9 protein-coding genes are annotated in these 11,275 nt (G+C 27.6%); 4 read left to right on the top strand and 5 right to left on the bottom strand.

What is annotated here, in order from left to right; translation table 11 throughout:
* Positions 1-322: 322 nt before the first annotated feature.
* Positions 323-955: a recombinase family protein gene (locus tag B0175_RS11200; RefSeq protein ID WP_052942996.1), complete on the bottom strand. Its 633-nt coding sequence runs from the start codon at positions 953-955 to the stop codon at positions 323-325.
* A 133-nt stretch (positions 956-1,088) separates the two neighbouring features.
* Here B0175_RS11200 and B0175_RS11195 point away from each other — a divergent pair, with 133 nt between their 5' ends.
* On the top strand, positions 1,089-4,145 hold the full coding sequence (locus B0175_RS11195) for a Tn3 family transposase (protein WP_108528631.1): 3,057 nt from the start codon (positions 1,089-1,091) through the stop codon (positions 4,143-4,145).
* A gap of 94 nt (positions 4,146-4,239) precedes the next feature.
* On the opposite strand, the gene B0175_RS11190 is transcribed toward B0175_RS11195, so the two are convergent.
* Both B0175_RS11190 and B0175_RS11185 read right to left on the bottom strand, forming a co-directional pair.
* A complete protein-coding gene (locus B0175_RS11190; protein ID WP_108528630.1) occupies positions 4,240-4,746 on the bottom strand; it encodes a peptidylprolyl isomerase in 507 nt (168 codons plus the stop codon).
* Between the two features lie 12 nt (positions 4,747-4,758).
* Complete coding sequence (locus tag B0175_RS11185; RefSeq protein ID WP_108528629.1) at positions 4,759-6,621, bottom strand: peptidoglycan D,D-transpeptidase FtsI family protein; 1,863 nt, start codon at positions 6,619-6,621, stop codon at positions 4,759-4,761.
* 28 nt (positions 6,622-6,649) lie between these two features.
* Here B0175_RS11185 and B0175_RS11180 point away from each other — a divergent pair, with 28 nt between their 5' ends.
* The gene (locus tag B0175_RS11180; protein ID WP_108528628.1) at positions 6,650-7,933 is read left to right on the top strand and encodes an FtsW/RodA/SpoVE family cell cycle protein; all 1,284 of its coding nucleotides are present in this window, start codon (positions 6,650-6,652) and stop codon (positions 7,931-7,933) included.
* The gene (locus B0175_RS11175; RefSeq protein WP_108528627.1) at positions 7,930-8,952 is read left to right on the top strand and encodes a UDP-N-acetylglucosamine--N-acetylmuramyl-(pentapeptide) pyrophosphoryl-undecaprenol N-acetylglucosamine transferase; all 1,023 of its coding nucleotides are present in this window, start codon (positions 7,930-7,932) and stop codon (positions 8,950-8,952) included. Before B0175_RS11180 ends, B0175_RS11175 begins: the two co-directional genes overlap by 4 nt.
* On the opposite strand, the gene B0175_RS11170 is transcribed toward B0175_RS11175, so the two are convergent.
* Together B0175_RS11170 and B0175_RS11165 are read right to left on the bottom strand one after the other, a co-directional pair.
* Entirely contained in the window at positions 8,941-9,708 is a 768-nt protein-coding gene (locus B0175_RS11170) for an undecaprenyl-diphosphate phosphatase (RefSeq protein ID WP_210004375.1), read from the bottom strand. The genes B0175_RS11175 and B0175_RS11170 overlap by 12 nt on opposite strands.
* Entirely contained in the window at positions 9,708-10,367 is a 660-nt protein-coding gene (locus B0175_RS11165) for an MqnA/MqnD/SBP family protein (protein WP_108528625.1), read from the bottom strand. Before B0175_RS11165 ends, B0175_RS11170 begins: the two co-directional genes overlap by 1 nt.
* Before the next feature lie 103 nt (positions 10,368-10,470).
* Between B0175_RS11165 and B0175_RS11160 the strand changes: the two genes are divergently transcribed.
* Positions 10,471-11,262, top strand: coding sequence for a histidinol-phosphatase HisJ (locus tag B0175_RS11160; protein ID WP_108528624.1), 792 nt, complete (start codon positions 10,471-10,473; stop codon positions 11,260-11,262).
* The last annotated feature ends 13 nt before the right edge of the window (positions 11,263-11,275 follow it).

The raw sequence follows: 11,275 nt of genomic DNA, 5'->3' as shown, positions 1-11,275 counted from the left end.
ATTATTATTCTATACAAAATTATTTTTAATACATTATTCTAATTTATTATTATTGATTATTTTATTCATATATTCTTCTTACATTAAATCTTTACTATCTCTAATTCTCTAATATAACACTGATTTAAAAGAAAAAATACAATTCTCTTATTTTTTTAGGCATAAAAAAAGCCAAGCTAAAAAACTTGGCTTTTTTCTTTTGGAATTGACAAATATGGGTACAAACCTACAAATGGGTTTTTTTCCCTATGCGATTTAAAAATAGCTTAAATTAAGTTTCATTTAAATCGCATGTCGCATTTTGTACCTTTATGTAAATCTCTTAGATTTTAGACAGTATTTTATCGTTTTGAATAAAGTATCTTAGTGCTGTGAGTGAAATTGGTTTTTCAAGGAAAGAATTAACAATCTTTAGAATATTAGTTTGTGCGAGTTTGAGTTCAAGATATTTTTTAATTTCATCTTTAAATGGGTCCAAAACTCTTGTTTTATTTTTTGCACCTTTTGGTCTTCCTAAACATTGTCCAGATGCTCTTGCTGCTACTAAGCCTTGTTTGGTTCGCTCACTGATAATCTCCCTTTCGGTTTGTGCAAAATATCCATAAATTGCTAAAAGAAGTTTTGATAATGATTCATTCTGGTTTGTTGAAAGTTCTGGTTGATTTGTAAAAATAAGTTTTATACCTGCGGTATTAAACTTTTCAATCAAATTTAAAATCTCAATCATATTTCTACCAAGACGAGAGAGTTCAGTACAAATAAGAGTATCATCTTTTTTCATTTTCATAAACAATTCATCAATCAATCTAGCTTTTTGATCTCTTTTTGATGAAATCTCAATTTCAATAAATTCATCAACTAAAATTTTATGTGATTGTGCAAATTCTAGGATTTTATGTTTTTGATTTGCTGTTGATTGTTGCTCTGTGCTGACTCGAATATATCCGATTATCATGAAAAATCCTTTTTACTATAAATATGTATATTCTTAATTATTATATTAATAAATAAACTAAAATACAATGACTATAATATATTATAATTTAATATATTATATCGTTCATTAAATTAATAAAAAAGAGGTACTTATGTCACTTATTCAGATACTCAACTATTCTCAAAAGAAAGAATTCGAAACTCCACCACTACTTGAGTATGAAATTCGTCAAGAGATTTTTTCAGTATCACCAATAATCAAACAACAAATCGAATCGATTGAGATTGATTCAAATAAAGTACGATTTATTGCTATGTATGGATATTTCAAAGTGACTCAAACATTTTATAATCCAAATTTATTTCATCTTGATGATCTCAATTACATTTGTAAAAGATACCACATAAATTTTGATCCAAATCACATATTCTCAAAAAACACAATGGCACTTTATAAAAAGATAATTCGATATCAACTTGGATATAAACCTGTTGATAGTACCCTTAAAGATTTACTTTTAAAAACAGCAATCAATCTTATTACACAAATACCATCACCAAAAGCACTTTTTTATACATTGATAGAATTAGCAATTGAACATCGCTATGAAGTACCATCATATACACTTTTGTCAAAAATTATTACAGATGCAATGAATAAACAAAGGGGAGATATCTTTGGTAAACTCAAATTATTTTCCCATAATGAGGAATTGCAAGCTTTACAAAGAGTGTTGGAAGTTGATGAAACACTTCCAGGAAGATACATACTTTCAAAATTTAAAAAATTATCTCACTCTTTGAAACCTTCAAAAATAAAAGAGGAGGTAAAACTATTTGAAACTATCAAAAACTATCATAACTCCATCTTAGATATTACACAAAAAATTGGACTTGAAGAGAATACTGCTAAACATTATGCTCAATGGGTTGAAAAAAGTGATATGCATCAAATATTACGAAAAGAGAAACATAAACAACAATTTGATCTCATCTGTTTTATGGTCCATCACACAAAGGTGCGAAATGACCAATTGTGTGATATTTTACTTCAATCAGTTCAAAGTGCAAAACTTTCAGCAATGCGTGAACACCAAAATACATATTTCTTAGAAAGAGCATCTCGATCCAAAGCATCATTAGAGATCACTAGTTTACTCAAAGATAATTTTATCCCCAAACTCTATTCAATTCAAAACACATTAAAATTAAAAATTTCATCAGATAAAAAACTAGAACTTATTAGCAAAGAGATTGAAACAATGCTTGCAGCTAAAGAGGAGAAAAAAACTTTTTTAGATTCACACGAAGAGCTAGAAGATCATATCGGTTACCATGCGATCCTAGAGAAACGCTCAAGAAAACTTCAAAATAGAGTTGCTCAAATTGTAAAAGTATTAGAGTTTGATGAAAATGAATCAGATAAATCACTTTTAAAAGCAATCACTCATTTTAAAAATACAAATGGAGTAGCAACAGCCCAATTACCAATTGAATTTTTAAATGATATAGAGAAAAATGGATTACTTCAAAATAATGTAGATGAGCCATTTCGAATATCTCTTTACAAAGTATTTTTATTTATAGCCATTGCTGATGGGATAAAATCTGGAGCACTTAACCTCAAATATTCATACAGATATCGTGCTTTTAATGCTTATTTACTCGATGCAAAACTATATGAAGCCAACAAAGAAGAGTATCTGAAACACTATAATATAGAGTTTTTACAAGATTCTAATAAATTAATGCAAGATCAACAAGCGGACCTCGGAAATGCTTATAAAACTACCAACGAGAATATTATAAATGGAATCAACATATATTTCCATAGTCGTCCAGATGGCTCATTTGTGGTTCACACACCAAAAGTTGAAAAGCTTGAGGATGAAGATACTATTGGTCCATATTTACCAAAAGAGAAGTTTATACCACTTATTGATGTGCTTCGTCATATAGATCAATTAGTATCATTTAATAAAAAATTCTTGCATCATAGTAAGAATCTTCATCATCGTTTACCAAAACACAATGCTTTATATGCTGCAATTATTGGGTATGGCTGCAATATCAGTATTCCAAAAATGGGAAAAATCTCTAAAGGGATAACTGTTCATGATATTGATCATATTAAAACTTGGTATCTCTCTGCTGATATGTTGCAAGAAGCTAATGATATGGTTTTACTCTTTACTCAAAATTTAGAGGTTCCAAAATTATTTCATGCTAATAGCCAAATAAATCATACTGCAAGCGATGGACAAAAATTCAATCTTAGTGTTGATTCACTCAATTCTGGGTATTCATTTAAATACTTTGGACTTGGAAGAGGAGTAAGTAGATATAGTTTTGTAGATGAAGCTCATAGAATTACATATACAACAGTAATCAATGCAAATGAAAGGGAAGCAGCTTATGTTATAGATGGATTGATGCACAATGATGTTATAAAAAGTGATATCCATTCTACTGATACATTTGGATATAGCGAGATAATTTTTGGATTAACTCATCTATTGGGACTAATGTTTGCACCAAGAATAAAAAATTTTAAAGAGCAACAACTCTATGCATTTGAAGCAAAAAAGACTTATCGTGATAAAGGGTATATCGTTTTACCAGTAAAACAGATCAATATACAAATTATTGAAGAACAATGGGATCAAATTTTACGGCTCGTCATAACAATCAAAGAGCGACGGGTAAGTGCATCGCAACTTTTAAAAAGACTCACATCATACTCTCGTAAACATAAATTGTATCAAGCATTAAGAGAATTTGGGCGAATTATCAAAACAAGATTTCTACTTAATTATATTGATGATGTAGTGTTTCGACAACAAATCGAAAAACAACTCAATAAAATAGAAAATGTCAATAGATTTTCAAAAGCGATCTTCTTTGGTAATAGTGGAGAATATTTTTATGCTAATAAAGAGGAGCAAGATATTGCAAGCAATTCGCTGACTCTAATTCAAAACTCTATTATTTGCTGGAACTATCTTTACTTTTCAAATCTCTTAGTAAAAGAGAAAGATTTAGAGCAACAACAAAAACTCACTAAAGCTCTTAAAAATGGTTCAATAGTACATTGGCAACATATCAATTTTTATGGAGAATATGATTTTACAGATAAACCAATAGAGGATGAATTTGATATGGATGCTATAAAAGCATTATCCTTGCCAATAACAGATTCAGAAAACTAAAAATGGTTTCTAGGGCTACCTATCAATAATTTAAGGAAATTATAAACTACATAGGGAAAAAAACCCATTTGTAGGTTTGTGCCCAAATATGAGATTATTTACCTTCTAAAATCTCAATTGAAACTATTTTATCACCTTGAGTGATACTATCTAAAGTTTTAAAACTATCTTTATCTGTTACTTCAATTCCACCAAAAACAGTATGATGTCTATCTAAGTGTGGACAAGGAACAAAACAAATGAAAAATTGGCTTCCACCTGTATTTCTTCCTGCATGAGCCATAGATAAACTACCTCTATTGTGAACTTGCTTTGGAGCATCGATTTCACATTTTATAGCCCAGTCTGGACCTCCCATACCAGTTCCATCTGGACAACCACCTTGAGCCATAAATCCTGGGATTACTCTATGAAAATTTAAACCATTGTAAAATCCATCATTTGCAAGTGTTGCAAAATTTGCAACTGTATTTGGAGTTTCTTCATTAAAAAGTTTTATCCAAATTATTCCTTTATCAGTTGTTATTTTTGCATAAGCAAATTTTGATAATTCTTCCTTTGTATAGTTATATTCTTTTAGTTCTTTTTTAAATCCAAACATTATTTTCCTTTTTTAATTTTTTTGTATTATATCAACTTTCGGTGATAAGTAGTTTAATTTTATAAGGTTTTGTACAATTTCTTTAAACACGGGTGCTGCTGATTGAGCTGCATAATAGTAATACCAATTTGGTCCAGTTGAAATTGGATTTATTACGGTTACACCAATAGTATAAGAATTTCCTTTTTCATCATTTACAAAACCAAAAAAAGATGAAATATATTTTTTTAAATAACCACTTCCTCCAGCTATTTGTGCAGTACCTGTTTTTCCCCCGATTTCTAATCCAGGAACTTTAGCTGATCGTCCTGTTCCTTCATCAACAGTTTTTATTAACATTCTTTTCATTTCATCAGCTGTTTTTTTAGAAATTACTGGTTCTAATGGTTTATCATAAGGTGAAGCATATTTATTTTGATCACCATCTCGACTCAAATAAGATACAATTTTAGGTGTTACCATTGCACCATCATTATTAAATACAGAATATGCTTTTATAAGTTGTATAAAAGTAGCTGTCATACCTTGTCCAAATGATACAGTCGCTTTATAAATATTATCTCTTTTTTCTTTATCTCCTACAGAAAATTGCCAAAGTTTTGGCATAACACCTTTTTTTTCATAAGGTAAATCAATTCCAGTTTTTCTTGTAAAACCAAATTTTTTCATTCCTTCAAAAAATTCAGGTCCTGTTAATCTTTGTGCAATTTGTAGCGTTCCAATATTTGAAGAAAAAATTACTATATCATCTAAACTCAAAGTATGTTTTGAAAATTTATGGTCATCTTTAATAAAAAATTTTCCAATAGGATAAGCACCTTTTGCTGAGTTAAAATTATATGCAGAAAAAGTTTCATTTGATTTAACTAATCCTTTATCCATAACTAAAGCAATTGATAATGGCTTTACAATTGAACCTGGTTCAAATTGATATTCAACAGCATTTACATTCAAAGAACCTATATCTTCTTGTCTGATTTTTTCAGGATTAAATCTATTAGAAGATGCTAATGATAAAATCTTTCCTGTACGACTTTCCATAATTGTAACCATTATTTCATCAGCACTCAATCGTTTTTTATGATTATCCAATGTTGTTTCATTATTTTTTTGAAGTTTTAATGGTATGTTTAGTTTTAAAGCATATCCATCTTCTCTTTTTGTCATTACAGAAGTTCTATTAAAAGATATATACGATAAAACATCTCTATATCCTTGCAAAATACCATCTTTCCCATCATTTAAATATTTATTGTAAGAGTTTTCTAAACCTTTTATTCCATTAACTTTTGTTTTTCCAGCATCTGATTCAAATTTTGAGATATATCCAACAACTGGAGTTAAAGTATCGTTATATGAAAAAGTTCTTTTTTCACCACTTTCACTAATTGTAAGGCTTCTTACAATTCTAGAACCATTTACTTGTCTTGCAGTAAAAACATCAAGTTGTCTTAATTTGAAATCTAATTCTTTTAAATTCTTTGCAGATCTTGAATCTATACTGTAAGATAAAACCAAATTACCAGGAGTTTTTTCTCCTTCTTCTAATTTAGTTTTTAAAGTTTTATAATCTATTCCACTATATATAGAAAAAAGAGTTAAAAACAATTCCTTTTTATCTGGATCAAGGTGTCTTGTATCTATTGATGCTCTATACAATTTTTTAGAAGATGCAATTTTGAAGTTGTCTTCACTTATGATATCTCCACGAACAGCTAATTCATTTTTTTCACCTTTTAAAGAAGGTAAATGCCGTTTTTCATTCATTGTTCTAAAAATAGAGAACATTAAAATTAATAAAGCTAAAAAAATTAGAGTAAATAGTATGACGATTTTTTTTGTTTTATTCTTTTTTTCGATTTCGTTTGAAGACATATTTATCCATATTATTGTATAATGAGATATGAATTTTATCAAAAAAAAGATTAAACCTATCGAAAATAACCCAAATTTAAAAGATGCAGATTATGTATTGTTTATATTGGTGTCAGTATTAATTATAATTAGTATAATTTTTTCATATTCTTTGACTATTTACACTGTTGAATTTTTTGGTTATGACCAATATCATTTCTTTTTAAGACAATCTTTAGTTGGAATAGTTTCTATATTTATAATGTGGTTTTTAGCAAAAACTGATCCAGATAGAATTATAGGAAAAATATCGTGGATTCTTCTAATAACATTTTCTTTGCTTATGATTGCAATGCCCTTTTTGCCTGGAGCTTTAGTTACTGCTTCTGGTGGTGCAAATAGATGGATTAGGCTTCCTGGAATTTCTTTATCACCTGTTGAATTTTTTAAAATAGGGTTTATTTATTTTTTATCTTGGTCTTTTCATAGAAAAGTTATTCATCAACCTAAAAAAGGTTTATTAGATGAAGCTTTACTTCTATCTCCATATTTTTTAGTATTTTTTGGAGTTGTATTTATTATTGCTTTTTTACAAAAAGATTTAGGTCAAGTTGTACTTTTAGGAGTAATATTAGTTGTACTTTTAATATTTGCAAATAGATCTTTCAAAATATTTTTAGCACTAGGAACTATTGCTTTAGTTGGTTTAGTTGGTTTGATTATTGCTGCTCCTCATAGAATAAAAAGGATTCACTCTTGGTGGGCTATGGTTCAAGATGGTATTTTATCAGTGCTTCCAGCTTGGGCTGAAGTTCTGAGAATAGATGATTTACCTGAACCATATCAAGTTTCTCACTCTTTAAATGCAATTCATAATGGAGGAATTTTTGGGCAAGGTGTTGCTTTAGGAAATTTAAAATTAGGCTTTTTATCAGAAGTTCATACAGACTTTGTTTTAGCAGGAATGATTGAAGAGATAGGATTAATAGGACTTATTTTTGTAGTTGGAATACTTTTTTGTGTTGTATGGAGAATCTTTAAAATAAGTAGAAGAGTAGAAAATCCAATATATCATCTTTTTAGTTTAGGAATTGCTTTGATGATTATAATTGCATTTTTGATTAACTCTTATGGAATTTCTGGAATGATTCCTATTAAAGGAATTGCCGTTCCATTTTTATCTTATGGTGGTTCTTCTATGCTTGCAATGGCACTTGCTGTTGGTTTGGTTCTATCTATAAGTAGACTGGCAAAAGATGAAATAGTAAAAAGAAATCCTCAAAATAAAAATGTAAATAATACTATGAATGTGAATAAGGTAAAGGTTAGATGAAAGAAACAGTTGTTATAACAGGTGGTGGTACAGGTGGACATCTTAAAGTTGCAGATGCTTTTATAGAAGAATTTTATAGAAGAGATATTGATATAATATTTATAGGTTCATCAAATGGACAAGATAAAGCTTGGTTTGAAAATGATGATAGAATAAAAGAAAAATATTTTTTAGATACTAAAGGAGTTGTAAATAAAAGAGGTTTAAATAAAGTTTTTTCTTTATTTAATATTTTATCAAAAACTTTTTTTTGTTTAAAAATCTATAAAAAATATAATGTAAAAAAAGTTATTTCTGTTGGTGGTTTTTCTGCTGCTGCTGCATCTTTTGCTACTATTTTAAAAAAAGATTGCAAGTTTTATATACATGAACAAAATTCAAAAATGGGAAAATTAAATGAAATAACTTCAAAATTTGCAACAGAAGTTTTTTCTTCTTTTGATGAGAACTCTTTAGTAAAAGATTATCCAGTTTCAAATGAATTTTTTAATAATGCAAGAGTTAGAGAGAGTATCAAAACTGTTGCTTTCTTTGGAGGTTCACAAGGAGCAATTTGTATAAATGATTTTGCTTTAAAAGTTGCACCAAGATTAAATGATATGGGAATAAATATTATTCATCAAACAGGGAAAAATGATTTTGAAAGAGTAAAAAAAGAGTATGAAAAATTAGATATAAAAGCTGATGTGTTTGATTTTTCTAAAGAGATACCTTTAAAAATGGCAAAAGCAGATTTTGCAGTTAGTAGAGCAGGTGCTTCAACTTTATGGGAATTATGTGCAAATTGTTTACCAACTTTTTTTATACCTTTTAAATATGCTGCTGGTGATCATCAATATTTTAATGCAAAAGCTTTGAAAGATAAAAATTTATGTTTTTTACAAAGAGAAGAAGAACTTGATGAAAAATATTTTTTTGAGGCAATAAATTCAAATATAAATAAAATGAGCATTGATTTAAAAGATTCTATTAAACCAGATGCTATTTTATTGATTGTAAATAAAATTTTAGAAGATTAAAAGAATTAAAATTCCAAAAATAATTCTATAAATTCCAAAAGCTACGAATGTAAATCTTTCTAAGAATTTTAAGAATAATTTTATAACAATAAGAGCAACAAAAAATGAAACTACAAATCCAATAGCTAAATTTAATAAATTTGCTCCTACTAATAACTCTTCATGATGTTTAAGTAAATCATAACCAGTTGTTGCACACATAACAGGGACTGCTAAAAGAAAAGAAAATTCTGCACTAGCCTTTCTATTTAAGCCAGCTATCATAGCACCAATGATACTAGCTCCTGCTCTTGAAGTTCCAGGAATTAAAGCAAATATTTGCATAACACCTATAAAAACAGCTTGTTTATATGAAACTTTTTCAACATCTAAAGTATGAGTTTTGTTTTCATCATAAAATTTTTCAATTATTAAAAATACAATACCTCCAATAATAAACATCCAAGCAATTATTTCAATTGAAAATAAGTTTTTTATTTGAGATGAAAATAAAAAGCCAACAATACCTATTGGTAAAAAAGCAACTACTATTTTTTTCCATAATTCAATGTGAGAGAAAGTAAATTTTGACGGATATACAAAAACTAAAGCCATAATCGCAGCAAATTGAATGATAATTTCAAAAGCTTTATTTACATTATTTTGTTCAAGCCCTAAAATTTCACTTAAAACTATTAAATGCCCTGTTGAAGAAATAGGCAAAAACTCTGTGAATCCCTCTATAATTCCTAATAATATGGAATCAAATATTGTCATCATAATCCTTTTTTTTGTGCAAGCTTTAAAAATAGTTTTAAAGCCCTTTTTTCTTTTAATCCTAAATCATAATCTATTTTTTTCAAATAATCAAGGATATTTTGTTTTGAAACACCACTTCTTTTTGAATAGTGTTCTAAAATGTATTGAGGAATTTTTATATGAGATTTCTTAAATTTCTTTGTTAAATTTTTTAATTGTGTTTCGTGCTTATTGTAGCATAAAACTGCAAATACAAAAGGTAAATTATATTTTTTTTGCCAAGCTTTTGCTAAATCTATTTTTAATGTATTTGGGTAATCATGATAAAATTTTAGTGCTTTATCTCCAATAATAACTTCTCCTTGCAAATCAAGAATTTTTGCTAAAGCATTTGAAGTTTTTGATTGATAATCTTCTTTATCATCTCCTGGAATTAATAAAACAGATAATACTTCATCACGCGCTATTATTCCTAAATCTAAAAATTTTTCATTTCTTGATTCAATTGAAGAGATAAATGCACTATGTACTTTTCTATTTTTAAATTTATTTGTAATTAGAGATGGATAAGATTTTTTATATTCAATAATTGCTTTTTGTTGATTTGATTTTATATTTTTTTTCACATATATATGAAAAGGTAATAAATTTATAAATTCTATTTTGGCAAATAACATAAAAATAGTCCTTAAGGTCTTAAAATCTTTTTGATATAATAATACAAATATAATAAGAAGGTATTAAAAGACCTAATTAATAAAGATAAAAATGAGGTTTAAATTGAGAGTAGATTTACACAATCATACTCTTTTATGTAATCATGCAACAGGAACAGTTAATGAATATATAGAAAGAGCAATAGAACTTGGTATTGATGAATATGGATTTGCATGTCATGCTCCTATGAATTATGATTTCAAGTATAGAATGAATATAGATCAAAAAGTGATTTATGAAAAATGGATAAACGAAGCTAAAGAATACTATAAAAATAGAATTAAAATTTTATTAGCTTATGAAGTTGATTATCTTGATGGATATATTTTAGATGAAGTTATAAATTCTAAAGTTGATTATTTAATAGGTTCAGTTCATTTTTTAAAAAATAAAAATGATTTGTGGGGATTTGATAATCCTGAATTTATAGGTATTTATCAGTCAAAAGATATTGATTCTATTTGGATTGAATATTTTGATGCAATAAAGGCTATGGCTAAAACATCTTTATTTGATATTGTTGGACATTTTGATTTAATAAAAGTATTTAAGTTTTTACCTAAAAAAGATGTTCGAATTATTGCAAAAGATGCACTAAAAGAAATAAAAAAGTCTAATATGGTTTTAGAAGTTAATACTTCTGGCTTCAGAAAACCAATACAAGAGAGTTATCCTTCTGTACAGCTACTAGAAATGGCTTATGAAATGGGTATTAATATAACATTTAGTTCAGATGCACATAGCGTTGAGTATATTGGATTTAAATATGATGAAGCCATAGAATTGGCAAAAAAAGTTGGGTATACAAAATGTATATCTTTTGAAAATAGAGATAGAAAAATAGTAAAGTTTTAATTTAATATCTAAT

The sequence above is a fragment of the Arcobacter lacus genome (assembly GCF_003063295.1).
GTDB classification, from domain to species: Bacteria; Campylobacterota; Campylobacteria; order Campylobacterales; family Arcobacteraceae; genus Aliarcobacter; species Aliarcobacter lacus.
The sequence above is the reverse complement of the archived record's forward strand: the minus strand, read 5'-3'. Positions and strand labels throughout refer to the sequence as shown.